Source organism: Actinomycetospora sp. CA-101289 (assembly GCF_050955895.1).
Taxonomy (GTDB): domain Bacteria; phylum Actinomycetota; class Actinomycetes; order Mycobacteriales; family Pseudonocardiaceae; genus Actinomycetospora.
The window spans coordinates 3,203,600-3,227,621 of record NZ_CP192093.1; the positions used below are offsets into that span (position 1 = coordinate 3,203,600).

Here is a 24,022-nt window from a genome sequence, read left to right on the forward strand (position 1 = left end):
GCTCAGCCCCCGGCCAGGAGCCGCGCCAGGGTGCCGACGTCCGCGAGGTCCAGGTGCGGGCGCCGGTGCTCCGGCACGTCGCGGAACGAGTCCGCGTCACCGAGGCCGGTGTGCACCGCGACGGCCAGCGCACGGCCGCGGTGCGCCATCGGCACCTCGAGGCCGGGGTCGTCGCCCACCACCGCCAGCTCGGCGGGCGCGACGCCGAGCCGGCGCGCCGAGGTCCGCAACGCCGCCAGCGCGGGCTTGCCGACCACGGTGACGCGCGCGCGGGTGATGTCGCGGACGACGGCGCTGATGGCCCGCGACGACCCGAGGCTGCGCCCCTCCGCGGTGGCGAACCAGGGCGAGAGCGACGCGCTGTAGAACCGCGCGCCGTCGAGCACCGCGAAGCAGGCCGCCTCCAGCGCCTCGAACGTCAGCTCCTGGCGGTACCAGCCCGCGAGGACGGCGTCGGAGGACGTGCCGCGCAGCGGCGGGAGCGTCTCGATGCCCGCGGCCTCCAGCGGTTCGGTGAGGCCCTTGCCGCCGAGCACCATGACCCGCCGGTCACCGCGCTTCGCCAGGATCTCGGCCGCCGCGGTGGCGGGGGTGAGCACCGCGTCGTCGGGCACCGGGAACCCGGCGTCCTGCAGGGCGTGCGCGCACTCCTGCGGCGTCTTCACGGTGCCGTTGGTGAACACGCAGCACGGCGTGCCCCGCTCCCCCAGCAGCCGGACGAACTCGACGGCGCCGGGCAGGGCACGGATGCCGCGGTTCTCGCGGTCGCCCAGCACCAGGGTGCCGTCCATGTCGAGCACGAAGCCGCGCACCGCCCGCAGCCGGTCGAGGACCTCGGGCGCGGGGTCAGCCATCGCCGGCTCCGCGCCGGTGCACCGACAGCCGCAGATCGCCCTTGGTGACCGCGAGGTCGTGGACACTCGATCGCTCGCCCACCGCGCGGACGAGGTCGAGCACCGGGGTCAGGGCCGGCTGGTGGTGCTGCGGCGCGGGGTCGGCGGCGAGCATCGCGTCGACCTCCTCGGCGGGCATGTGCGCCCGCAGCAGCAGCTCCTCGTCGCTGATCCGGGTGCCGAACCGGCGGCGCAGCTCCTCCGGGGACGGCGCCGGCGGCTCGGCCCGCAGCTCGCGGGCGCGCGGCCGGTCGAGGATCCGGTCCAGCACGTCGGGAGCGATCGGGGTGGTGGGCCGCCCGAAGCTGCCCAGCGCGTAGCGGATGACCTGGTCGGGCACGGTCGCCCACCGCTCCCCCATGACGTTGAACAGCGCCTGCGAGACCACCATCTGCGGGAACGGGGTGACCATGATCGGGTGGCCGAGCTCGGCGCGGACGCGGCCGACCTCCTCGATGAGCCCCTCGAAGCGGTCCTCCATCCCGATCTCGCGCAGCTGCCGGCGGGTCGTGCTCATGACGCCGCCGGCGATCTGGTGGTGCAGGAACGCGGCGTCGAAGTCCTGCGGGCGCCCGGCGGGGAGATCCTCGGTCGCGGCCAGCCGGTCGACGAAGTCGCAGGCCAGGCCCAGCGCGCGGTCGTCGACGTCCACCGTGTGGCCCATCGCGCGCACGTTGGCCACGGTGCGGCGCACCTCGGGCAGCGACGAGCCGTTGCCCAGCGCGCCGCAGCCGGTCTGCACCACCTCGACGCCCAGCTCGGGCGCGATGGCGTAGGTCAACGGCGAGAGCCCGATGGTCGCGTGCGAGTGCAGCTCGAGCGCGGTGTCCCCGAGCGCCGCCTTCACCGCCGGGATCAACGTGCGGGCCCGCTCGGCGGTGAGGATGCCGGCCGGGTCCTTGACGTAGACGCGGTCCATGTCCGGGCACGCGCGCAACTGACGGGCGATGTCGGCGTAGAACGCGTCGTCGTGCACGGCGCTGATCGTGTAGGTGAGCGCGCCGACGACCTCGTCGACGCCGGCCTTCTTCAGCCGTCGGGCGGTGGCCCGGGCCGCGTCCATGTCGTGCATGGGGTCGAGCACGACGACGCGGTCGATGCCGTTGGCGACGAGCCGGTCGTAGACCAGCTGCATCGTGTCGGGGTGGGAGTTCTGCCAGCTGATGAACCGGAAGCCGGTGCCGATGAACTGCAGCTTCGTCCGCGGCATCAGGGCGCGGGTGCGCCGGAACAGTGCCCACGGGTCCTCGCGGTGGGTGCGCACCAGCACGCCCATCGCGGTACTCGAGCTGTAGTCGAGCGCCCGGAAGCCGACCCGCTCGAGGATCGGCGCGACCGCGAGGACGTGGGCGCTGCGCACCCCGGAGGCACCCCACAGGCTCTGGTTGCCGTCGCGCAGCGAGACGTCGACGAGCCCGACGTCGGCCATCAGGACACCCCCGCCGGCGCGCGGCGGTCGGCCAGGAAGCGCTCGAAGAAGGCGGTGTCGACGCCGCCCACGGCGAACTCGTCGTCGTCGAGCAGGGCCCGGTGCATCGGCGCCGTCGTCACCACCCCGTCCACGCGCAGCAGCTCCAGCGCCGCGCGGGCGCGGGCCAGGGCGTCGGCGCGGTCGGCGCCGAGCACGACGAGCTTGGCCAGCAACGAGTCGTAGTGCGGCGGGACGACGGAGCCGGTCTGGACCCCGGCGTCGACGCGGATCCCGTCCCCGACGGGCAGGACCACGCGGTCGATCCGGCCGGGTGCGGGGCGGAAGTCGTCGGCCCAGTCCTCGGCGTTGATGCGGCACTCCACGGCGTGCCCCGTGAGGGCGACGTCGGCCTGGCGCAGGCGCAGCGGCAGCCCCTCGGCGACGGCGATCTGCTCGGCGACGAGGTCCAGCCCTGTGACCATCTCGGTGACGGGGTGCTCGACCTGGATGCGAGCGTTCATCTCGAGGAAGAAGAAGGTCTGCTGCTCCCGGTCGTAGAGCAGCTCCACGGTGCCCAGGCCGCGGTAACCGAGGTGGGCGGCCAGCGCGAGCGCCGCGGCGGCCATCGCCTCGTGGACGTGCCCGGGGAGCGCCGGCGCGGGCGCTTCCTCGACCAGCTTCTGGTAGCGGCGCTGCACCGAGCAGTCGCGATCGCCCAGGGCCACCGCGGACACCCCGTCGCCCAGCACCTGCACCTCGACGTGGCGCCCGGACGCGACGTAGCGCTCCAGGTAGACGCGCGCGTCGCCGAACGCGGCGGCCGCCTCGGACACGGCCAGCGCGAGCGTGCCCGGCAGCTCCGCGGCGGACCGCACGAGCTGCATGCCCCGCCCGCCGCCCCCGCCGACGGCCTTGACCAGCAGCGGGTAACCGACCTCGGCGGCCACCGCCCGCGCGGCCGCCAGGTCGGCGGCCTCCCCGCCGGGCACGACCGGCAGGCCCGCGGCGACGGCGTGCGACCGGGCGGTCAGCTTGTCGCCCACCGCGTGCAGGGACGCCACGCTCGGGCCGACGAAGACGATCCCGGCCTCGGCGCAGGCCGCGGCGAGCGCCGGGTTCTCGGACAGGAAGCCGTAGCCGGGGTGCACCGCGTCGGCGCCGACGGCGCGCGCGGCGCGGACCACCGCGGCCGGGTCGAGGTAGGACTGCGCGGCGGGCGCCGGGCCGAGACGGACCACGCGGTCGGCGCAGCGGGCGGGCAGGGAGTCGAGGTCGGCGTCGGAGGCGGCGAGCACCGACTCGATGCCCAGGCGGGTGCAGGTGCGGATCACCCGGGCGGCGATCTCGCCGCGGTTGGCGACGAGCAGGCGGCGGATCCTCACGGGGCGCCCGCCGGCTCCACGACCAGCAGCACCGCGTCGGTGTCGGCGAACTCGCCGTTGCCGGTGCGGAACTCGGCCACCGTGCCGCGGACGCCGGCGTGCACCGACGTCATCATCTTCATGGTCTCGACGATGCCGATCACGGTCTCCTCGTCCACCGCGTCGCCGACGTCGACGAAGGGCGGGGCCCCCGGAGCGGGGGCGCGGTAGAAGGTGCCCAGCAGCGGCGGGTGCACGGCGACCATGCCGTCGGGCAGGGCGGTCGAGGGACGTTCGGGTTCCGCCGCGACGGCGGGCTCCGCACCGCCCTCCACCCGCGGCTCGCGGGTCACCCGCTGCTCGGCGGTCCAGCCCGCGGCGCCCTCGCGACGTACGGTGAGGGTGAGGTCGGCCAGCTCGAGGTGCAGCTCGTCGAGGCCGCCGGCGTCCAGGGCGCGCACGACGTCGCGGACGTCGTCCGGGGTGAGGTCCACGGCGCTCACGCCCCCGTCCGCGGTTTGCCACCCAGGGCGTTGAGCACGTGGTCGTACGCCCGCGGGGTCGGCGTCGCGACCCGTGCGGCGGCGGCGTCCTTCTCCGCCCACACCGTCTCCGGCCGGCTCTGCAGCAGCACGACGGCCTCGCCGGGCGGGGCCGTCCGGGCCACCGCCCACTCGATGTCCTGCGGGCAGCCGTGGTGGGCCTCCACCGTGCGCGCCACGGCGACCAGCGCGGCGATCTCGTCGTCGCTGATCGACGGCACGTCGCGCAGGTCGTCGGGCACGTCGCCCTCGACCACGCCGTCCCCGTCGGGCGCGGGCCGGTGCCAGCGGGTCTTGGTCGCCACCGTCCGCCGGGCGACCTCGCCGGTCACCTTACTGACGACGAACGCGTCGGGGGTGACCTCGCCGCTGACCACCGCGGAGCCCAGGCCCCAGCTCGCGTCGATGGCCACCACCGACCGGTCACCGGTGAGCGGGCTGCGGGTGAACATCACCCCGGAACTGCGCGCGTCCACCATCTGCTGCACGACGACGGCCATCGCCAGGTCGTCCTCCGGGATGCCACGACGCAACCGGTAGGTCACCGACTCGACGCTGTAGAGGCTCGCCCAGCAGCGGCGCACGGCGTCGAGCACCCGGTCCGCGCCGCGCACCCACAGGTAGGTGTCCTGCAGGCCGGCGAAGCTGTCCGCGGCGCCGTCCTCGCTGGTCGCGCTCGAGCGCACGGCCACCGGCAGGTCGTCGGCGCCGCAGGCGGCGGCCAGCTCCCGGTAGCCGGCGACGACGGCGTCGGCCACCCCGGGCGGTAGCGGCGCCGCCGCCACCGTCGCGCGCAGCTCGGCGCACGTGGCGGTGATCGCGGCGGCGTCCCCCGCGTCGAGGGCCGCGACCCGGGCCCCGAGGCCCAGCGCGGCGACCGCGTCGCCGAAGGCCACCGTGGTCACCACGAACCCGTCGGGCACGCGGATGCCGGCGCGCTGCAGCTCGCCGAGCCCGGCGCCCTTGCCGCCGACGGCGGCCACGTCGTCCCGCCCCACGTCGGCGAACCGCAGCACGGGGGTCACGGGGTCTCCCGCAGGACGGTGACGAGGCCCCGGTCGCCGTCGACCCGCACGCGGTCGCCGGTGCGGATCTTGGCGGTGGCCTGGCCGGTGCCGACGACGGCGGGCATGCCGTACTCGCGGGCCACGATCGCCGCGTGCGACATGGTGCCGCCGATGTCGGAGACGGCGGCGGCGATCTTGCCGAACACCGGGCCCCAGCTCGGCGCGGTCACGGGGCAGACGAGGATCTCGCCCTCGCGGATCGCGCCGATGTCGTTGACGTTCATCAGCACGTGGGCGACGCCCTCGACGACGCCCGGGGAGGCGGCGTAGCCGCGCACGGAGTCGGCGTCGAGGTCCCCGGCGCCGAGCCAGGTCTGGATCGTCTCGTCGGTGATGCCCCAGAGCATCTTGACCGCGGGGTCGTTGAGCGACTCCGGCACCGGGCCCAGGGCCGGCGGCGGCGACCAGCCCGCGAGCGCCTCGAGGATCCGCTTGCGGCGGCGGACGATCGGCTGCCAGTGCCGCGCGCCGAGCTCGGCCCCGCCCGACGCCCAGGCCAGCGAGACGTCGACCAGGGCCTCCTCCACCTCGAGGTGGCGCAGGTGGAAGACGTCGTCGGCGTCGGCGAGCACCCCGCGCTCGGCGAGCAGCCGGCCGAAGTCGCGGATCTTCTGGAAGAACCGCGTCGTGAACCAGTGCTCGCAGTAGAACTTGTGCGACTCGATGTAGGGGAACACCTGCCGGCACAGCCCGAGCATCTGGTCGAAGGCGGCGCGCTCCTCGTCGGAACCGAGCAGGGCGCGGTACTCGTCGGCGATCCGCTCCCGCTCCTGCGCGAGCCGCTCGGTGGGCCGGGTGAGGTCCTCGCCGGCGCGGATCTGCTCGACGTAGCGGGGCAGGGCGGCGAACGGGACGGTCAGGTCGTCGGCCCAGGACAGGTGGTGGTGGTAGAAGCCGTCACCGACCGAGACGTTGAACCACGGGTCCTTCGCCTCCTCGAGGGCGGCGAGCCAGCGGGCGCCCACGTCGCCGCGCTCGGCCAGCTCGCGCAGGACCTTGTCGGGCTCGCTGCCCTCGACGAACAGGTCGGCGAGGTCGAGCTCGACCGCGAGGGCGGCGAGCTTCTTCAGCTCGTCGTCGGGGCGGTACATCGTCACGTCCATGCCGGCGACCATCCGGGCCACCGTCTGGTCGCCCATCTCCGGGAAGGCCTGCCGGCAGAACTCGAAGAACACGACGTAGGCGCCGTAGCCGAGCATGAGGAACTCGGTGTGGTGGTGCCACATCGTCGAGTACAGGTCGATGCAGCGGTGGAAGTTCTCGCGCAGCAGGTGGTTGCTGGCGTAGCCGCGCGACTCCAGCACCACCGACAGGTCGTCGAGCTCGCCGAGCCGCGGCACCTCGACCGCCTCGATCTCGGCGATCAGCGCCTCGATCCGCGTCTGCCAGCCGGCGTAGAGGCGGTCCCAGTTCGCGTAGTAGTGCCCGGCGCGCTCCTGGAAGTCGGCGAGCCGCGCCTCGATCTGCGCAGGGTCGGTCACCGGGTTGGCCGTGATGTACACGCGGCCGTTGATGATCCGGTACTCGATGCCCATCGTCGTCGGGAAGCTGAACAGCCGGGCGGTGTTCGCCCCGATCGCGGTGTAGGGCACCTCCGAGGTGATGCCGTCGAAGGCCGGGACCACTTCGGGGAAGTGCATCGAGTTGTAGAACCAGAAGCGCCCGTCGTCCTCGGGCTGGAAGCGGGAGAAGAAGGGGTACATCTCCTCCCAGCCCTCGGCGCCCGGGACGGGGTCGATCTGCGACGGCAGCGGGAAGGTCCGCTCACCGGACGGCTGGGACATGGGGGCTCCTCTGCTCCGTGTCTGCTCCGTGGGCCAGGCGACCACCGCCGCAGCACGCCCCGAGACCGTCGCCCAGCCCGCGGAGTGAGGCAACACACGTCTTCCGTGGCATGGAAAGCTTTCGCCGTGCCGCGCCCCCCGATCCGCACCGCGCCGGGCCGGTCGGCGACGTCCCGGGCCTTGTCGGTGCTCGACGCGTTCGACGAGCGCCACCACACGCTGACGCTCGCCCACATCGCGCGGCGGGCGACGCTGCCCGTGGCCACCGCGCACCGCCTGGTCGGCGAGCTCTGCCGGGCGCGGCTGCTGCGCCGGCGTCCGGACGGGAGCTACGAGATCGGGGCGCGGGTCTGGCAGCTCGGGCTCCTCGCGCCGCCGACGTCGCTGCGGGAGGCGGCGCTCCCCCACCTCCAGGACCTGGTCATCACCACCGGCCACACCGTCCACGTCGCGGTGCTCGAGGGCCGCAGCGCGCTGGTCGTCGAGCGGCTGGCCGGGTCCCGCACCCAGCCGACGCGCCACAGCCCCGGCGGGTACCTGCCGCTGCACTGCACCGGCGTCGGCAAGGTGTTGCTCGCCCACGCCCCGCGCGACCTGCGCGAGGAGGTCCTGCGCGCGCCGGCGCGCTACACCGCGTGGACCGTCACCGACCCCGCCGTGCTCCGGCGCCAGCTCGACGCGATCGTCGTGTCGGGCCACGCCCTGAGCACCCAGGAGCACCACGAGGGCGTGTGGTCGGTGGCCATGCCCGTGACGGGCCCGTCGGGCGTGGTCGCCGCGCTCGGGGTGCTGGCGCCGCTCACCGCCCCGCGCCTCGCCGACGTCCTCTCCCCGCTGTCGGCCGCCGTCGCCGCGATCGGCGCGTCGACCGTCGACGTGGGCTACGGGGTCGACCCGGCGGACGACCCCTGATCACGCTCACCCCGGGCGGTCCACCGCGTCGTCGAGGCGCGGGGCGAGGGTGGTGGCGCTCCACGAGGCCAGCAGCGCGAGGGCGTCGGCCGAGGGGCTGGCCGGCTCGGGGCTGTAGATCGTGAGGACGAGACCCGGGTCGGCGGGCAGCGGCATCGTCTCGTACCCGACCTCGAGGTCGCCGACGACCGGGTGGTGGAAGCGCTTGACCCCGGTGTGGTGGAGCCGGACGTTGTGCCGGGCCCAGCGCACGCGGAACTCCTCGCTGCGGGTGGACAGCTCGCCGACCAGGTCGGAGATGCCGCGGTCGTAGGGGTCGCGGCCGGCGTCGGTGCGCAGGAGGTTGACCGAGGTGTCGGCCATGGTGTCCCAGTCGGGGTAGAAGGCGTGCGCCGCCGGGTCGAGGAAGCAGAACCGCACGAAGTTCACCGGCCGGGTCGGGTCCGGCGCCGCCGGGTCGGGGAAGAGCGGTGCGTAGAACGCGTAGCCGAACGCGTTCGCGGCCACGAGGTCCTGGCGCGCGTTGCGGACGAACGCCGGCACCGACATCGCCTCGAGCAGGCGCTGCACCATCGGGCGGACCGTGGCGGCGCGCCGCGGCCGGGCCCGCTGCGGGCTGGTGGTGACGCTGCGGTGCAGGTCGGCGAGGTGGGAGCGCTCGGCGTCGTCGAGCTGCAGGGCGCGGGCGATGGCGTCGAGCACCGACTCCGAGACGCCGGCGGCCTTCCCGCGCTCGAGCTGGGTGTAGTAGTCCACCGACAGCCCGGCCAGCGTCGCCACCTCCTGGCGGCGCAGCCCCGGCACCCGGCGCTTGGCGGCGTCGTACACCGGGAGCCCGACCTGCGCCGGGGTGATCCGGGCGCGCCGCGAGGCCAGGAACTCGCCGAGCTCGACGCGGGTGTCCATGCCCCGACGGTACGACGCGGAGCCCGGGCGAGAGGGGTGCTGCCGGCACCCCTCCCGATGCCGCCTGTCAGCACCGGCTCCGCGGGCGTTGTGTGGGGCTCGCACAGCGAACGAGCGAGAGGAAACGATGAAGGCGACCCTGATGTACGGCGCGGGCGACGTCCGCACGGAGGACGTGCCCGACCCCGTGATCGAACGGCCCACCGACGCCCTGGTGCAGATCACGACGTCCTGCGTCTGCGGCAGCGACCTGTGGCCCTACGGCTCGATGTCGCCCGCCGACGGACCGGCCCGCATGGGCCACGAGTTCCTCGGCGTGGTCACCGACGTGGGCGCGGAGGTCTCGGGGCTGCGGGCGGGCGACCACGTCGTCGCGCCGTTCGCCTACTCCGACGGCACCTGCGCCTTCTGCCGCGAGGGTCTCTACACCTCGTGCGTGCACGGCGGGTTCTGGGACGAGCCCGGCCAGCAGGGCGGGCAGGCCGAGGCCATCCGTGTCCCGCTCGCCGAGGGCACGCTGACCAAGCTCCCCGTCGGGCCGGACTCCGCGCTCGCCCCGTCCCTGCTCACGCTCTCCGACGTCTTCGGCACCGGCTACCACGCCGCCGTGCGCGGCGGGGTCACCGAGCGCACCACCGTCGCGGTCGTCGGCGACGGCGCCGTCGGGCTGCTCGCGGTGCTGTCCGCGAAGCTGCTGGGCGCCGAGCGGATCGTCCTCATGGGCCGCCACCGCGCCCGCACCGACCTCGGGCGCGAGTTCGGGGCCACCGACGTCGTCGCCGAGCGCGGCGAGGAGGGCGTGGCGAGGGTCCGCGAGCTCACCGGCGGCGAGGGCGTCCACGTCGTGCTCGAGGCCGTCGGCGCCCGACCGGCCTACGACCAGTCCTACGGCGTCGTCCGCCCCGGCGGCACGATCAGCCGGGTCGGCGTGCCCCAGTACGAGGAGGCGCCCGTCGGCTTCGGCAGCCTGTTCGCCGGCAACGTCACCCTCACCGGCGGCCCCGCGCCGACCCGCGCCTACGTCGAGACCCTGCTGCCCGCGGTGCTCGACGGGACGGTCGAGCCGGGCCGGGTCTTCGACCGCACCGTCGGGCTCGACGGCGTCTCCGACGGCTACCGGGCGATGGCCGACCGCGAGGCCCTCAAGGTGCTGGTGACGCCGTGACCGGAGCGTGACGTCCCCTACCCGTCCCCGGAGGACCCGGTGAACCCGACCTACGACTTCACCGGCCAGACTGCCTTCGTCACCGGCGCCGGCTCCGGGATGGGGCTCGCGACCGCGAAGGCCTTCGCGGCGGCCGGCGCTGCGGTGACGCTCGCCGACCTGCCCGGGGACGCGCTGGACGCCGCGGAGCACCAGTTGCGCGACGCCGGGCGCCGCGTGCTCGCCGTGGCCTGTGACGTCAGCGACGAGGACCAGGTCGCGCACGCCGTGGCCGCGACCGTCGACTCCTTCGGCCGCCTGGACATGGCCTACAACAACGCCGGCGTCCAGTCCCCCACCACCGATGCCGCCGACGAGCCGGCCGAGGTGTTCGACCGCGTCAACGCGATCAACCTGCGCGGGATCTGGGCGAGCATGAAGCACGAGCTCGCGCAGATGCGCCGGCAGGGTTCGGGCGCGATCGTCAACTGCTCCTCGCTCGGCGGGCTCGTCGGCCTGCCCGGCCGCGCCGCCTACCACGCCTCCAAGCACGGCGTCATCGGCCTGACCCGCAGCGCCGCCGTCGAGTACGCGCCGCGCGGCGTCCGCATCAACGCGATCTGCCCCGGCACGATCGAGACCCCGATGGTCACGCGGATGCTGGAGTCCGGCGACCTCGACCGCGCCGCGGCGGAGGCGAACCAGCCGATCCACCGGCTCGGCACCGCCGAGGAGATGGCCGCCGCCGTGCTGTGGCTCTGCAGCCCCGGCGCCGCCTTCGTCGTCGGCGTCGCCCTGCCCGTCGACGGTGGCTACACCGCCGTCTGACCCGTCACCCCGAGGAGCACCCATGGAGCTCGAGACCGTTCCGCCGACCGCGAAGGGCCCCGCCGAGCGGTTCACCGGCGACGTCTACGTCGACCTCGTCCACGGCCCCCGGGAGCGTTCCCGGCTCCTGGCCAGCCTCGTCCGCTTCACCCCCGGGGCGCGGACCAACTGGCACGCCCACGCCCTGGGCCAGACGCTGCACTGCACCGCGGGCCGCGGGCTCGTCGTCACGCGCGACGGCACCGTCATCGCGCTGCGCCCCGGCGACACCGTCTGGACCCCGCCCGGCGAGGAGCACTGGCACGGCGCCACCGACGACAACCTCATGTGCCACTACGCGCTGCTCGAGGGCACCGGCGACGGCGACGGGACCACGTGGCTGGAGCCGGTGACCGACGAGCAGTACCGGCAGGCCCAGGCCGGTTGACGACGCTCGGCGCGAGCACCCGGGATCGGCCCGGTTCGCCGCTACCCTGACCCGATGACCGCGCCGATGCCGGCCGCGTTCATCGGCCACGGCAGCCCGATGAACGCCCTCGAGGCGAACCGCTACACCACGTCCTGGCACGCGCTCGGGTCCGCGCTCCCCCGCCCGCGGGCGGTGCTGGTGATCTCGGCGCACTGGTACATCCACGCCACCGCGGTCACCGCCATGCCGCGGCCGCGCACCATCCACGACTTCTACGGCTTCCCGCAGGAGCTCTTCGGCCTCGACTACCCGGCCACCGGCGACCGCGAGCTGGCCGAGGAGGTCGCCGACGTCGTCTCCCCCACCTGGGTCGGGCTCGACGAGGACAGCTGGGGCCTCGACCACGGCACCTGGTCGGTGCTCGCGCACGTGTTCCCCGAGGCCGACGTCCCGGTCGTCCAGCTCTCGATCAACGCGCTCAAGCCGCTGGAGTACCACCTGGCGCTCGGGGCGGCCCTGGCGCCGCTGCGCGAGCGCGGGGTGCTCGTGCTCGGCAGCGGCAACGTCGTGCACAACCTCGCCGGCATGGATCCCCGGCACGCCGACGACGGCTTCGACTGGGCGCAGCGCTTCGACGACGCGGCCCGCGAGACGATGACCGGCAGCCCCGACGCCCTCCCCCGCCTGCAGGGCGACGCCGACTGGGGCACCGCGGTGCCCACGCCCGACCACTTCATCCCGCTGCTCTACCTCGCGGGGCTCGGTGCGGCCGCCGGGCAGGGCGCCGAGGTGCTGGTCGACGGCTACGCCTACGGGTCGCTGTCGATGACGTCCTACACGCTCGGCGACACCGCGGGCGCCGGCCCGTCGACCGACGCCGGGGTCGCGCCGCCGCCCGGGGTGCCGGGCGACGACAGCAACATGTGAGGTCGGGCTACACGACCCGCTTCGGTGTGACGGCGGTCAGCCGTCCCGCCAGCGGCGCCGGGACGTCCCAGTCGCCGGGCGTGCCGGTGCTGCTGGCGTCGTAGGCGACGGTGGCGTCGAGCAGGTCGCCGGCGTCGTCGGTGGTGAGGAACGAGAAGCGCACGCGCGGTTTGCCCGGCCCGTCGAGGGCGACGTTGCCGGCGTGCGGGCAGCCGCCGACGCAGGGCACGTGCCGCACCCGCACGCCGCGGGACCGGGCGGCGGCGAGCGCGGCATCGAGCCGGTGACCGAACGAGCCGCTGTCGGCCTCGTCGCGCGGGCAGGTGCGGCAGACCAGCAGCGGCACGGCCGGGACCTCCTAGGGACGGGCCTCGACGTACTGCCGGGTGGCCTCGCTGATCGGTCCGGCCGGCGCGTCGAGCCCGCTGGTCGGGGCGATCCCGCTGTCCTCCTTGTGGAACCGGCCGTCCTTCATGATCGCGTGGAGGGCGTCGTGGTCCTGGAGGATCGTGATGTCCTCCAGCGGGTCGCCGTCGACGAGGATGAGGTCGGCGAGGTAGCCGGGCTGGACCTTCCCGAGCTCGTCGGGGCGCAGCATGATCTCGCCGCCCCACGCGGTCGCCGAGATGATTGCCTCCATCGGCGTGAAGCCGAGGCGCTCGACGAAGTGCTCGAGGTCGCGGGCGTAGGTGCCGTGCGGGGTCCAGGCGAAGCCGTAGTCGCCGCCGGGCAGCAGCTTGATGCCGCGGCGGTGCATCTCGCGCAGCCCGTCGGTGGCCATCTCCAGCTCCTTCTTGTACCCGACGGCCTCGGCGGCCTCCTGCGGGAACCCGAAGGCCTCGGCCTCGTAGAGCGTGGCGATGAGCCAGTTGATGCCGGGGGCGACGAACACCCAGTCCTTGTTGGCCTCGAGCATGTCCATGCCCTCGGCGTCGGTGAACGAGGCGTGGTAGACGATGTCGACGCCGTGCCGGACGCACATCTTGACGCTCTCGGCGGAGCGGGCGTGGGCGCAGACGCGCTTGCCGCGGCGGTGGGCCTCGGCGACGGCGGCCGCGACCTCCTCGTCGGAGAAGTAGGTGTCCTCCGCGCGCTGGGTGCCGGTGATCTCCTCGCCGGTCATCGACAGCTTGATCTGGTCGACGCCGAGGTCGACCAGCTCGCGCACGGCCTTGCGCATGCCCTCGGGGCCGTCGGCGAACTTGGTGATCGACTTGATGAGCGCGCCGCCCGTCACTGCGATCTCGGGACCGTTGGCGAGATAGCGCGGGCCGGGGATGCGCCCGGCGTTGATGGCGTCGCGGCAGACGACGTCGAGGCGCTCCTTGGCCGACGCGGCGCCGAGGCACATGGTGTAGCCGGAGTCGATGTACTTCTTGGCCGACTCGACCGCGAAGAGCAGGTGCTCCTCGACCGGCATGGTGCCCAGGCCGTCGAGGTCCGCCGAGTTGTTCCAGCTGAAGTGGGTGTGCGCGTCGCACAGCCCCGACATCAAGGTGCGGCCGCGGCCCTCGACCACCTGCGCGCCCTCGGCGCGGGACGGGTCGACGGAGCCCACGGCGGCGATGCGGTCGTCCTCGACGAGCACGTCACCCGGGTAGGGCGCGGCCCCGGTGGAGTCGAGGATCGAGACGTTGCGGAACAGGACGCTCATGACGGGCTCCTCGTCGGCGAGGGTCGGCGGTGATGGTCAGAAGAACTTGAGGAGGTGCTCGGTGACGTCGTTCGGGCGCTCGAGCGCGGTCCAGTGGCCGCAGCCCGGCAGGACGTCGAGCGTCGCGGCGCCGTGCGCCTGCGCGAGCGACTCGCTGACCTCGGGCTTGCCGACGCCGTCGTCGGCGCCGGTGACCAGCAGCAGCGGGAGCTGCGGGTCGACCGGGCCCGGGTCGGGGGCGCCGGCGAGCGCCTCGCACGAGCGGGCGTAGCCCTCGGGGTCCTGCCGCAGGACGAGCTCGCGGACGAAGGCGGCGGTGGCCGGGGCGTCGCGGCGGGTGACCTCCGAGGTCGCGTTAGCCGTGATCGCGTCGGCGATGGCGGGCATCTCGCCGGCGCGGGCCTTCGCGGCCCGGTCGTGCTGGCCCTGCTGCCCGGCCTCGGGTAGCGGCGCGGGGACGGCCCCGAGCAGCGCCAGGTGCGAGACGGCCTCCGGGCGCGTGGCGGCGAGGAGCCGGACGGTGATCGTGGCCATCGAGTGGCCGACGACGCGCACGGGCCCGGCGTCGAGCTGCTTGATCAGCTCGGCGAGGTCGTTGGCGAAGCCCTGGATGGACAGCGTGCCGGTGACCGGGGAGCGCCCGGAGCCCTCCATGTCGGGGCGGACGACGGTGAAGCGCTCGGCGAGCGCCGCGACCTGCGGCTGGTAGAAGTTCGAGGTGCCGCCCAGGCCGTGCACGAGCAGCACCACCGGCCCCTCGCCGGTGGTCTCGACCGCCAGGTCCTTGCCGTTGACGTCCACGTACTCGTCCTCCCGAAGGGTGTTCAGCGGATGGTGTTGCGCAGGGCGCCGAGGCCGGAGATCGCGCACTCGACGACGTCGCCGGGCACCAGGAAGCGCGGCGGGTCGAAGCCGATGCCGACGCCGGCCGGGGTGCCGGTGGCGATGACGTCCCCGGGCAGCAGCGTCATCCCCGCGGAGAGCACGCGGATGAGCTCGGGGACGTCGAAGATCAGGTCGGCGACGGGCGCCTTCTGGCGCGGCTCCCCGTTGACCGTGGAGGAGACCTCCAGCGCGGCGAGGTCGCCGACCTCGTCGGCGCTCACCGCCCAGGGCCCCATGGGCGCGTGGGTGTCGAGCGACTTGCCCAGCAGCCACTGCTTGTGGTCGCGCTGCACGTCGCGGGCGGTCACGTCGTTGACGATCGTGTAGCCCCAGACGTGGCCCATCGCGTCGTCGCGGGTGATGCCCCGGCCGCCGACGCCGATGATCACCGCGAGCTCGGCCTCGTAGTCGAGCTCACTGGTGACGCCGGTGTGGGCCTCGACGTCGTCGTAGGGGCCGGTCACCGAGGTCGTCGCCTTGGAGAAGACGATCGGCTTGTCGGGCAGGTCCTCGGACTTGTCGGGGCTGTCGTAGCCTGAGCGGCCGAACTCCGCGACGTGCTCGCGGTAGTTCTTGCCCACCGCGAACAGGTCCCGGCGCGGCTCCGGGATCGGGGCCCGCAGCCGCGCGCCCTCGACCACCGGCAGGTCGCGGGCCGCCGCGATCGCGGCCCCCAGGCGCTCCCAGTCCCCGATGACCTCGAGCAGCGAGCGGTCGCCGACCACCCCGCCCAGGTCCCGGATCGTGGTCGCGTCGTCGTCGACCCGGCCGAGCGCCTCGCGCCCCTCGTGGACGAACGTCACCAGCTTCACGGACACCTCCGGAGCACGTCCCCGGGGACCTCACCGGGCGGCGCAAGGCGGATCAATACGAACCAATCGTCGCGTGTGGTGCGTCGCGACCTCGCTGGTCCGACCGTACGGCGCGGCCCACACGGTGCCAAGGGGGTCGATGGGATAGCATTGGTCCGTCATTGGTCGACGCACGTACCGACGGAAGCGAGGTGGACGGTGGCTGCACCCCACGCGCAGGAGCCCCCGCGCGGCCCGGTGGCCGGCCGGCTGCGCGCCCTGCTCGACGGTGGCCTCGCCGACGGATCGCTGAGCACGGGCGCACGCATCCCCACCGAGCGGGCCCTCAGCGAGACGCTCGGCGCCTCCCGGGGCGCGGTCCGCGCGGCGCTGGCCGAGCTCGAGCGCGAGGGACGCATCACCCGTCACGTGGGGCGCGGCACGTTCCTCGCCGAGTTGGGCCGCGACCTCGCCCTGCCGCACGGCCTGGGCGGACCACTGCAGACCAGCCCCGCCGAGATCATGTCGACGCGCTTGGTCCTGGAGCCCGAGGTCGCCGCGCTCGCCGCCCGGCACGCCACGCAGGCCGACATCGACCACGTCGAGCACTGCCTGCGCCGCGGCAACGCCACCGCGACCTACGAGGAGTTCGAGGCCTGGGACTCGGCGCTGCACCGCGCCATCGCCGCCGCCGCGCACAACGGGCTGCTGCTGCGGCTCTTCGACACCATGAACGCCGCCCGCGACCTCCCGGTGTGGGGCAACATCAAGCGCCGATCCGCCACCCCCGAGCGGCGCCGCGGGTACGAGAGCTGCCACGGCGAGATCGTCACCGCCCTCGTGGAGCGCGACCCCGACGCCGCCCGCGAGCGCATGCGGGCCCACCTCGTCGACGTGCGCACCAACCTGCTCGGGCCGCACTGACGGGACCCGGGGCCCAGCGCGCTCAGCGCTCCAGGCGCGCGCGGCGGTCCCGCAGGAACGCGCGCTCGGTGTCGTTGCCGGCCAGGGCGAGCGCCTCGTCGTAGGCGTCGCGGGCCTCGTCGACGCGGCCCAGGCGGGCCAGCAGGTCGGCGCGGGTGGCGGGCAGCAGGTGGTAGCCGGGGATGTCCAGCTCCTCGACGGCCGCGAGCGCGACCGCGGGCCCGTGCACCTCGGCGACCGCGACGGCGCGGTTGAGCGCGACGATCGGCGTCGGGACGAGCACCAGGAGCTGGTCGTAGAGCGCCAGCACCTGGGTCCAGTCGGTGGCCGGGCCGTCGGTGTGCACGGCGTTGATGGCGGCCTGTATCTGGTACGGGCCGGGGCGGTCGCGACGCAGGCAGCGACGGACCAGCTCGTGACCCTCGGCGATGAGCGCCCGGTCCCAGAGGGTGCGGTCCTGCTCGGCGAGCGTCACCAGCTCGCCGGACGGCGCCACCCGGGCGGGGCGGCGGGCCTCGGTGAGCAGCAGCAGCGCGAGCAGCCCGAGCACCTCGGGCTCGTCGGGCATGAGGTCGGCGAGGGCCCGGGCCAGGCGCACCGCCTCCGCGGAGAGGTCGGTGCGCAGCAGCGGGCCCGCGGTCGCGGCGTAGCCCTCGTTGAACACCAGGTAGAGCACGGTGAGCACGGGCGGCAGCCGGTCGGGCAGCTCCGCCTCGCCGGGCACCCGGTACGGGATGCCGGCGTCGCGGATCTTCTTCTTGGCCCGGACGATGCGCTGGGAGATGGTGGCCTCGGGCACGAGGTAGGCCCGGGCGATCTCCGGCACCTCCAGCCCGCCGAGCAGGCGCAGGGTGAGCGCGGTCTGGGCGAGCGGCGAGAGCGCCGGGTGGCAGCAGGTGAAGATCAGTCGCAGCTGGTCGTCGCGCACCGGTCCCACCTCCTCGTCGTCGTCGCTCTGGTGCAGCAGCAGGGCCTGCGCGTGCCGGGTCTCGCGGGTGGACTCGCGGCGCAGGCGGTCGATGGCCCGGTGGCGGGCGGTGGTGACGATCCAGGCGCCCGGGTTGTCGGGCGGGCGCCCCTCCCACTTGTCCATCGCCACCGCGAACGCGTCCTGCACGGCCTCCTCGGCGAGCCCGATGTCGCCGAGGAGGCGCGTCAGGGTGGCGACGCAGCGGCCGTACTCCGCGCGGTAGACGTCGGTCAGGTCCACGGTCGGCGCGGTCAGGCGAGCCCGTCGAAGGGGCGGACCTCGATCGGTGCCTCGCAGGCCTCGGCGCACCGCTCGGCCCAGGCCAGGGCCGCGTCGAGGTCGTCGACCTCGATGACCCAGAACCCGGCGAGCTGTTCCTTCGTCTCGGCGAACGGGCCGTCGGTCATCGTCGTGGCGCCGTTCTCGACGCGGACGACGGTGGCGCTGTCGTAGGGCAGCAGCCCCCCGCCGAACACCCAGACCCCCTCCGTCTTCATCTCGTCGTTGACCGGCCCGACCCGGGAGAGGGACCTCTCCAGCTCGGCGTCGGTGGGCGCGCCCCGGCTCTGGTCGAGCTCGACGCTCATCAGGTAGTGCACGGTGCTGCTCCTTCTCTGGCGGGAGGTGGTGGTCAGGCCATCCGGCGCGCGACGGCGGGGATGACGATGGCGGCGGCCACGATGTGGGTCAGGATCAGCAGCGCCTTCGTGGCCACGGTGGCGTCGGCGAGGACGTCGGGCACGAAGGACAGCACGGTCAGGGCGACCGTGGTGCGGATCCACGCGGTGCGCGGGGCGCGGGTGCGGCGCAGCACCAGGGCGATGACCAGCCCGAGGACGGAGAACATCGCGGTCAGGACGGCGAAGCCGGACGTCGGGATCGGCATGCCGGCGACAGCCGTGCTGATGCCGACGGCCTGGCCGGCGGCGGCGACGGCCGCGGTGGCGACGGACGCGGCGACGGTGGCGGCGGCGCCGGCCAGCAGCACCGAGCCGGCGCCCGGGGTGGTGGTGGCCGCGGTGGTGTCGGTGGTGGTGGCGGTGTGGGCGGTGGTGGTGGACATCGTGACCTCCGGAGCGGTGGGGAGACCGGCTCGGTTGCCGCTCTCTCACCATGGCGACGAACGGGACCCGCTCCGGATCGACACGCCTGCGGAAGTTTCTCGAAGAATTTTTCGGCGGCCCGGCGCCGCCCGCGGTTCGCCGCCACCGTGCGGGGGGATCTGGGGACATGGGTGACCAGCGGACGCTCGGCGCGCGGGAGGTCCTCGCCGCGGCGCGGGAGGAGGCGGACGCCCTGGGCTGGCGGTGGGACGGGCTGGTGGGCCTGCGCCGCGCCGGCGAGGTGTGGACGGTGACCGTCGACGTCGTCGAGACCCGCCGGGTGCCGCCGACGATGGACATCCTCGCGGTCTACGAGATGGAGATCGACCGCGCGGGCGAGGTCCTCGGGTGGCGCCGGCGACGGCACCACGTGCGGGGCCAGGGGTCAGGGTGACGAGAACGCGAACCCGGTGTAGCCGTCGGCGGCGAGCTGGTCGCAGTGCTGGCGGTAGGCGCCCACGCCCCCGATGTAGGCCATGAACACCCGCGGCTTGCCCGGCACGTTGGCGCCCATGTACCAGGAGTCCGCCTGCGGGTAGAGCGTGAAGTCGCCGACCTCGCGGACGTGGTCGGTCCACCCCCGCGCGGCCTCCTCGGTCGACTCGACCACCGTGGCGCCGTGCTCCGCACGCGCGTGACCCCGCCGCGGACCGCGTGCTCGACGTCGAGGGCGAACGGGCCGGCGCAGCGAGCGCCGAACCTGCCCAGCAACGCGCCGGCGTCCAGCGGGCAGCCCAGGGCCTCGAACAGCGCGGCCAGGCTCAGGCCCATCCCCCGCTGCGGGGCGAGGAACGCCCAGATCGGGTGCGGGTGCGGCGAGCGCGGGGAGCGCACCGCGTCGTGGAGCAGCAGGCTCTCCCAGCCCTCGACACGGCAGGTGCCGCCCGGGAGCCGCCAGCCCTCCAGGTCCGCGGGGGCGGGCGCCGTCACGCGCGGCTCCCCACCCGCGGCGCCTCGGTCACGCCGGCCGCGGCGAGCTCGTCGGCGATCCGGGCGCGCAGCTCCACCTTGCGGATCTTCGTGCCGGACATGGGCCACTCGGTCACGAACCGCACGTAGCGCGGCACCCGGAAGCTCGCGATCCGCCCGGTGCAGTGGGCGACCAGCTCCTCCGCGGTCGCCGACGCCCCGGGCGCGAGCTGCACGAACGCGGCGGGCACCTCGACGTAGCGCGCGTCCGGGGCCGCGACGACGGCGACGACGCCGACCGCGGGGTGGCCCAGGAGGTGGTCCTCGATCTCGGCGGCCGACACGTTCTCGCCGCCGACCTTGAGCATGTCCTTGAGGCGCGAGCGGAAGGTCACGCGGCCCTCGGCGTCGACGGTGACCACGTCGCCGGTGAGCACCCAGCCCTGCGGGTCGATCGTCGCCGCCGTCGCCGCGGGGTCGCGGAAGTAGCCGTCGAACGCGGTGGGCCCGCGGAAGAGCAGCTCGCCGGGCGTGCCGGGCGGCAGGTCCGCGCCGGTCTCCGGGTCGACCACCCGGCAACGCATCCCGGGCATCGGGTGGCCGCCGGTGGTCAGCCGCGCCTCGAGAGGGTCGTCGAGGCGGCCGAGGGCGAGGAACGCCGACGACTCGGTCATCGCCACGCACGAGACGTGCACCGCCTGCGGGACGCGCGCGGCCATCATCCGCAGCCGCTCGGGGACGCCGACGGCCATGACGAGCCGGATGCGCGACAGATCGCGGTCGGGCCAGTCGGGGCGGTCGAGCACCGGCAGCCAGATCGTCTCGAACGCGGCGAGCGCGACCGTGATCCGCTCGGCCTCGAGCAGGGCCGGCGTCGTGGTGGGGTCGAAGTGCCCGGGGTGCACGAACGCGGCGCGGGCGGTGAGCGCGGCGAACGCGAACGTGATGCCGCCGCCGTGGAAGAGCGGGATCGCGGTCCAGATCCGGTCGGCAGGCGTGAGGGCCATCCGGGCGGCGATCCCGGCCGCGAGCCGCACCAGCGCCTCGTGCGCGAGCAGCGCGCCCTTCGGGGCGGCGGTGGTGCCCGAGGTGTAGACGAGGACGGCCGGGTCGCGGACGCGGGTGCCGGCCTGGGCGTCGGCGACCGCCGCGGGGTCGGGGGTGTGCTCCCCCAGCTCATTGAGGGTGACCAGGGCGCGGAGCTCCGGCGTCGGGCCCTCGGCGACGGCGCTCCGCGCGAGGTCGGCGAGGTCCGGGGCCCCGGGCGTCGGGGCCGGCGCGCAGACCACGAGCGCCGCCCCGGAGTGCACGACGACGTGGCGCACCTCGGCGGGGCGGTAGCGGGCGTTCACCGGCACGGCGACGGCGCCGACGCGGGTGACCGCGAGCAGCAGCGCGACGAGGTCGGCCGACGCCGGCAGCAGCAGGGCCACCCGGTCGCCCGCCGCCACCCCGAGCGCGAGCAGCGCCGCGGCGTGGCGCACCGAGCGCTCGGCCAGGGCCCCGACGGTGAGCCGCTCGCCGTCGGCGAAGACCAGCGCCTCGGCGTCGGGGTCGATCGCCGCCGACTCATCGACCAGCTCGAAGAGCGTCGTGACCCGCTCCCGCGGGGTCACGGGGCACTCCCGGCGCCGGCGCCCTCGTGTACCACCGGCAGGGACTCCTGCGCCCGCGACGCCAGCGTCGGCAGCCAGGCGGGGTCGCCGTCGACGCGCAGGCCGGGCAGCCGGCGCAGCAGGGTCCCCACCGCGATGCGCGTCTCGAGGCGCGCGAGCTGCGCCCCGATGCAGGCGTGGATGCCGCGGCCGAAGGCGACGTGGGTGGCGCGCTCGCGGGCGAGGTCGACGACGTCCGGGTCGGCGAAGCGCTCGGGGTCGCGGTTGGCCCCGCAGAGCAGCAGGTAGACACGCTCCCCCGCGCGGATCCGCCGTCCCCGCAGCTCGTGGTCGCCGACGACCCAGCGCACCAGCACCTTGATCGGCCCCGCCAGCCGCAGCGACTCCTCCACCGCGGGCCCCACGAGCGCGGGGTCGTCGCGCACCCGGTCGCGCAGCGCGGGGTCGGCGGTCAGCAGGCGCACGGCGTTGGCGATGGAGTTGGTCGTGGTCTCGTGGCCGGCGAACAGCAACAGCGCGCACATGCCGACGAGCTCGTCGTCGGTCAGCCCGTGCTCCTCGACCCCGCCGGACGGCGTGTCCCCGGCGATCATCGCCGAGAGCATGTCCCCGGCCGGCGCCGCCCGGCGCTCGGCCACGAGCGCGCGGAAGTACGCCGCCATCTCCTCGAGCCCGCGCAGCGCCCGCTCGTGGCGGTCGGGGCGCGCGTCGCCGCCCGCGCCGAACGCGACGAGGGCGAGCTCGTCGGACCAGGCCCGGAAGCGGTCGCGGTCCACGGGCGGGGCGCCGAGCATCTCGGCGATGACGATCGCGGGCAGCGGGTAGGCGACGCCGGCGACGAGGTCGCCGCGCGGCCCGCCGGCGAGGAACGCGTCGACGAGCTCGTCGACGAGGGTCTGGATCCGCTGCTCCATCGCGGCGATCTGCTGCTGCTTGAACGCGGCCCCGGCCAGGCGGCGCAGGCGGGTGTGGGCGGGCGGGTCGGTCACCACCATCCACTCGCTGATCAGCCCGAGCACGCGGTGCTCGGCCGCGGGCCGCTCCCGCTGCGCCGACATCAGGGGCCGGACGCGGTCCGACGAGAGCGCCGGGTTGCGGAAGCTCGCGACGACGTCGTCGTAGCGCGTCACCAGCCACGCCCGGTGGGTCGGGCTCCAGTGCACCGGGTCCGCGTCGCGCAGCACGGCGGCGGCCCCGTCGGGGTCGGCCACGGCCTCGGGGGTCAACAGGTCGTCGGGGAGATCGTTCACGGAGTACCTCCCACGGAGACCGGCGCCGCCAGGCCGGGGCGCAGCACGTCGGTGACCAGCTCCAGGTGGCGGTCGACGAGGTCCGCCGGCAGGCCCCCGAGGTCGGCGAAGCAGAAGACGTCGGTGACGGGGAAGCCCTGGAGACCGGCGACCTGCTCGCGGACCGCGGCCACGGCGTCGTCGCCGGTGAGCACGCGCAGCCGCGGGAAGGTCGCGTCGCCCGGGGCCGCGGCGGCGTCGTCGTTGCCCCGGTACGACGCCCGGTTGCGGCGCGCCGCCGCGCGGACCTCCTCCTTCGCCGCCACCGGGTCGTCGGCGAGCAGCACGTTGACCAGGCCGCCGAGACGGCCCTGCTCGCGGGGCCACCCGCCGGCGTCGAGGCCCTCGGCGTACGGGGCGAGCAGGGCGGGGTCGAGCCACAGCAGCCCCGCGCCCACCCGCCCGGCCAGGCGCGCCCCGCGGGGGCCGCGCGCGCCGACCCACGTCGGCAGCGGGTCCTGCACCGGCGCGGGGGTGACGGTGCCGTCGACCCAGAGCCCGGGCAGGCGACGCAGCTGGTCCTCGAGGGTCGTGTAGCGGGCGCGGTGGTCGGCGCCGACGCGGACGAACTCCTCGGCGCGCCAGCCCGCGCCGACGCCGAGCTCGAGGCGCCCGCCGGACACGAGGTCGACCACGGCGGCCTGCTCGGCGAGGGTCTCGACCGGCAGCATCGGCGCGATGACCACGCCGGTGCCGATCCGCATGGTGCGGGTGCGCGCGGCGATCGCCGCGGCTGCGGTCAGGGGTGCGGGCAGATAGCCGTCGGCGAACCCGTGGTGCTCGGTGACCCAGGCAGCCTCGAGACCCCGGCGCTCGGCGTCCGCGACGCGGTCGAGCGTGCGGGCGTAGACGTCGGCGCCGCGGACGCCCGGCGGGATCCGCAGGTCGAGGTAGAGGCCGACGCGGGTCACGGCGTCGCCCGCGCCGGGATCAGGGCCCGGGACAGGCCCAGGCGGTCGCGGACCACGTGCCCGGCCACGACCTGCCCGCCGGCCACCGTGACCAGTGCGGCGGCGTGCTGCGTCGCGGGCGCCCCGACGTGCTCGTCGGCGCCCGGCAGGCCGCCGCGGAAGGCGCCCTGCACGGTGACGTGCACGGCGGCGTGGTCGCCCGCGGTGAACAGGTCGTCGACCACCACGGTCTCCGGTTCCACGAGCGCCGCGGGGTCGCGGCCGTCGTCGAGCACGACGTCGCCGACCGCCGGCGCCCCGGCCTGCGCCCAGGCGCGCGCGGCCCGCTCGACGGCGGGGTCGGGCGGGCGGGCGACGGTGTCCCAGGGCGCGAGCGCGGGCGGCGGGGCCACGTCGGGCACGCCGTCGGCGAGCTGGCGGCGGCGGGCGAGGTAGTCCTGCTCGACGTGGTTGGCGGTCAGGCGCCGGCCGTTCCAGGCGTAGAGCCCGATCCCGCCCCACACGGCCAGCGCGCCGCCGTGGCGCACCGAGGCGCCGTGCTCGGAGAAGCGCAGGGCCAGCCGCTCGCCGTCGGTCACGACCTCGTGGACCGTGAGCCCGAGCCCGGGGAACTGCTCGAGCTGGCGGCGGGTGGCGGGCTTGTAGGCCTCGTCGCGCCCAGCGACGACGTGCGGGCCCATCCGGAGCACGTAGTCCGGCTCCATGATCTCGTCGCAGACCGCGAGGTCGTGGGCGTTGGTGTAGTCGACGACGTAGCGGCGCATCAGCGCGACGAAGGGCTCCACG

26 protein-coding genes are annotated in these 24,022 nt (G+C 75.1%); 7 read left to right on the plus strand and 19 right to left on the minus strand.

Going from position 1 to position 24,022, the window contains the following annotated elements:
• Positions 1-2: 2 nt before the first annotated feature.
• Genes ACQPX6_RS16050 through ACQPX6_RS16075 form a run of 6 tightly spaced genes read right to left on the minus strand, consistent with a single transcriptional unit; the run spans position 3 to position 7,058 of the window.
• Positions 3-854: an HAD-IIA family hydrolase gene (locus tag ACQPX6_RS16050; protein ID WP_433781218.1), complete on the minus strand. Its 852-nt coding sequence runs from the start codon at positions 852-854 to the stop codon at positions 3-5.
• Entirely contained in the window at positions 847-2,322 is a 1,476-nt protein-coding gene (locus ACQPX6_RS16055) for a biotin carboxyl carrier protein (RefSeq protein WP_433781220.1), read from the minus strand. The genes ACQPX6_RS16050 and ACQPX6_RS16055 overlap by 8 nt, the downstream gene beginning before the upstream one ends.
• Positions 2,322-3,686, minus strand: coding sequence for a biotin carboxylase N-terminal domain-containing protein (locus tag ACQPX6_RS16060; RefSeq protein ID WP_433781221.1), 1,365 nt, complete (start codon positions 3,684-3,686; stop codon positions 2,322-2,324). The genes ACQPX6_RS16055 and ACQPX6_RS16060 overlap by 1 nt, the downstream gene beginning before the upstream one ends.
• Complete coding sequence (locus tag ACQPX6_RS16065) at positions 3,683-4,168, minus strand: acetyl-CoA carboxylase biotin carboxyl carrier protein (RefSeq protein WP_433781222.1); 486 nt, start codon at positions 4,166-4,168, stop codon at positions 3,683-3,685. Before ACQPX6_RS16065 ends, ACQPX6_RS16060 begins: the two co-directional genes overlap by 4 nt.
• On the minus strand, positions 4,165-5,232 hold the full coding sequence (locus tag ACQPX6_RS16070) for a PEP/pyruvate-binding domain-containing protein (protein ID WP_433781224.1): 1,068 nt from the start codon (positions 5,230-5,232) through the stop codon (positions 4,165-4,167). The genes ACQPX6_RS16065 and ACQPX6_RS16070 overlap by 4 nt, the downstream gene beginning before the upstream one ends.
• Positions 5,229-7,058: a PEP-utilizing enzyme gene (locus tag ACQPX6_RS16075; RefSeq protein ID WP_433781225.1), complete on the minus strand. Its 1,830-nt coding sequence runs from the start codon at positions 7,056-7,058 to the stop codon at positions 5,229-5,231. The genes ACQPX6_RS16070 and ACQPX6_RS16075 overlap by 4 nt, the downstream gene beginning before the upstream one ends.
• Before the next feature lie 126 nt (positions 7,059-7,184).
• Here ACQPX6_RS16075 and ACQPX6_RS16080 point away from each other — a divergent pair, with 126 nt between their 5' ends.
• Complete coding sequence (locus ACQPX6_RS16080; RefSeq protein ID WP_433781227.1) at positions 7,185-7,970, plus strand: IclR family transcriptional regulator; 786 nt, start codon at positions 7,185-7,187, stop codon at positions 7,968-7,970.
• A 6-nt stretch (positions 7,971-7,976) separates the two neighbouring features.
• On the opposite strand, the gene ACQPX6_RS16085 is transcribed toward ACQPX6_RS16080, so the two are convergent.
• The gene (locus ACQPX6_RS16085; RefSeq protein WP_433781229.1) at positions 7,977-8,876 is read right to left on the minus strand and encodes a helix-turn-helix transcriptional regulator; all 900 of its coding nucleotides are present in this window, start codon (positions 8,874-8,876) and stop codon (positions 7,977-7,979) included.
• A gap of 127 nt (positions 8,877-9,003) precedes the next feature.
• Here ACQPX6_RS16085 and ACQPX6_RS16090 point away from each other — a divergent pair, with 127 nt between their 5' ends.
• Genes ACQPX6_RS16090 through ygiD form a run of 4 tightly spaced genes read left to right on the plus strand, consistent with a single transcriptional unit; the run spans position 9,004 to position 12,184 of the window.
• Positions 9,004-10,041, plus strand: coding sequence for a zinc-binding dehydrogenase (locus tag ACQPX6_RS16090; RefSeq protein WP_433781231.1), 1,038 nt, complete (start codon positions 9,004-9,006; stop codon positions 10,039-10,041).
• Between the two features lie 39 nt (positions 10,042-10,080).
• Positions 10,081-10,848 carry a glucose 1-dehydrogenase gene (locus tag ACQPX6_RS16095; protein WP_433781232.1) on the plus strand — a complete coding sequence of 256 codons (768 nt, stop codon included), beginning with the start codon at positions 10,081-10,083 and terminating at the stop codon, positions 10,846-10,848.
• A 22-nt stretch (positions 10,849-10,870) separates the two neighbouring features.
• Positions 10,871-11,275: a (R)-mandelonitrile lyase gene (locus ACQPX6_RS16100; RefSeq protein ID WP_433781233.1), complete on the plus strand. Its 405-nt coding sequence runs from the start codon at positions 10,871-10,873 to the stop codon at positions 11,273-11,275.
• A gap of 54 nt (positions 11,276-11,329) precedes the next feature.
• Entirely contained in the window at positions 11,330-12,184 is an 855-nt protein-coding gene (gene ygiD, locus ACQPX6_RS16105) for a 4,5-DOPA dioxygenase extradiol (protein WP_433781235.1), read from the plus strand.
• Positions 12,185-12,191: 7 nt separating this feature from the next.
• Here ygiD and ACQPX6_RS16110 read toward each other — a convergent pair whose 3' ends face one another.
• Genes ACQPX6_RS16110 through ACQPX6_RS16125 form a run of 4 tightly spaced genes read right to left on the minus strand, consistent with a single transcriptional unit; the run spans position 12,192 to position 15,535 of the window.
• Positions 12,192-12,530, minus strand: a complete 339-nt coding sequence (locus tag ACQPX6_RS16110; RefSeq protein WP_433781236.1) for a DUF1636 family protein — start codon at positions 12,528-12,530, stop codon at positions 12,192-12,194.
• Between the two features lie 12 nt (positions 12,531-12,542).
• The gene (locus tag ACQPX6_RS16115) at positions 12,543-13,838 is read right to left on the minus strand and encodes an amidohydrolase family protein (protein WP_433781237.1); all 1,296 of its coding nucleotides are present in this window, start codon (positions 13,836-13,838) and stop codon (positions 12,543-12,545) included.
• Between the two features lie 36 nt (positions 13,839-13,874).
• Entirely contained in the window at positions 13,875-14,639 is a 765-nt protein-coding gene (locus ACQPX6_RS16120) for an alpha/beta fold hydrolase (RefSeq protein WP_433781238.1), read from the minus strand.
• Positions 14,640-14,662: 23 nt separating this feature from the next.
• The gene (locus ACQPX6_RS16125) at positions 14,663-15,535 is read right to left on the minus strand and encodes a fumarylacetoacetate hydrolase family protein (protein WP_433781239.1); all 873 of its coding nucleotides are present in this window, start codon (positions 15,533-15,535) and stop codon (positions 14,663-14,665) included.
• Positions 15,536-15,733: 198 nt separating this feature from the next.
• Between ACQPX6_RS16125 and ACQPX6_RS16130 the strand changes: the two genes are divergently transcribed.
• Positions 15,734-16,438: a FadR/GntR family transcriptional regulator gene (locus tag ACQPX6_RS16130; RefSeq protein WP_433781241.1), complete on the plus strand. Its 705-nt coding sequence runs from the start codon at positions 15,734-15,736 to the stop codon at positions 16,436-16,438.
• A gap of 22 nt (positions 16,439-16,460) precedes the next feature.
• On the opposite strand, the gene ACQPX6_RS16135 is transcribed toward ACQPX6_RS16130, so the two are convergent.
• The 3 genes from ACQPX6_RS16135 to ACQPX6_RS16145 are packed head-to-tail and all read right to left on the minus strand — an operon-like array spanning position 16,461 to position 18,471.
• A complete protein-coding gene (locus tag ACQPX6_RS16135; RefSeq protein ID WP_433781242.1) occupies positions 16,461-17,648 on the minus strand; it encodes an RNA polymerase sigma factor in 1,188 nt (395 codons plus the stop codon).
• A gap of 11 nt (positions 17,649-17,659) precedes the next feature.
• Complete coding sequence (locus ACQPX6_RS16140) at positions 17,660-18,007, minus strand: YciI family protein (protein WP_433781243.1); 348 nt, start codon at positions 18,005-18,007, stop codon at positions 17,660-17,662.
• Positions 18,008-18,039: 32 nt separating this feature from the next.
• Positions 18,040-18,471, minus strand: a complete 432-nt coding sequence (locus ACQPX6_RS16145; RefSeq protein WP_433781244.1) for a DUF6069 family protein — start codon at positions 18,469-18,471, stop codon at positions 18,040-18,042.
• A gap of 167 nt (positions 18,472-18,638) precedes the next feature.
• On the opposite strand from ACQPX6_RS16145, the gene gvpO reads away from it, so the two are divergent.
• Positions 18,639-18,905, plus strand: coding sequence for a gas vesicle protein GvpO (gene gvpO, locus ACQPX6_RS16150; protein ID WP_433781246.1), 267 nt, complete (start codon positions 18,639-18,641; stop codon positions 18,903-18,905).
• On the opposite strand, the gene ACQPX6_RS16155 is transcribed toward gvpO, so the two are convergent.
• The 5 genes from ACQPX6_RS16155 to ACQPX6_RS16175 form a co-directional block, all read right to left on the minus strand.
• Positions 18,897-19,121: a hypothetical protein gene (locus ACQPX6_RS16155; protein WP_433781247.1), complete on the minus strand. Its 225-nt coding sequence runs from the start codon at positions 19,119-19,121 to the stop codon at positions 18,897-18,899. The genes gvpO and ACQPX6_RS16155 overlap by 9 nt on opposite strands.
• A gap of 316 nt (positions 19,122-19,437) precedes the next feature.
• The gene (locus ACQPX6_RS16160; protein WP_433781248.1) at positions 19,438-21,036 is read right to left on the minus strand and encodes a class I adenylate-forming enzyme family protein; all 1,599 of its coding nucleotides are present in this window, start codon (positions 21,034-21,036) and stop codon (positions 19,438-19,440) included.
• On the minus strand, positions 21,033-22,286 hold the full coding sequence (locus ACQPX6_RS16165) for a cytochrome P450 (protein WP_433781249.1): 1,254 nt from the start codon (positions 22,284-22,286) through the stop codon (positions 21,033-21,035). The genes ACQPX6_RS16160 and ACQPX6_RS16165 overlap by 4 nt, the downstream gene beginning before the upstream one ends.
• Positions 22,283-23,236 carry an LLM class flavin-dependent oxidoreductase gene (locus tag ACQPX6_RS16170; protein ID WP_433781251.1) on the minus strand — a complete coding sequence of 318 codons (954 nt, stop codon included), beginning with the start codon at positions 23,234-23,236 and terminating at the stop codon, positions 22,283-22,285. Before ACQPX6_RS16170 ends, ACQPX6_RS16165 begins: the two co-directional genes overlap by 4 nt.
• Positions 23,233-24,021 (minus strand): nuclear transport factor 2 family protein, encoded by a 789-nt coding sequence (locus ACQPX6_RS16175; protein WP_433781252.1) that lies wholly within the window; start codon positions 24,019-24,021, stop codon positions 23,233-23,235. The genes ACQPX6_RS16170 and ACQPX6_RS16175 overlap by 4 nt, the downstream gene beginning before the upstream one ends.
• Position 24,022 lies beyond the last annotated feature (1 nt).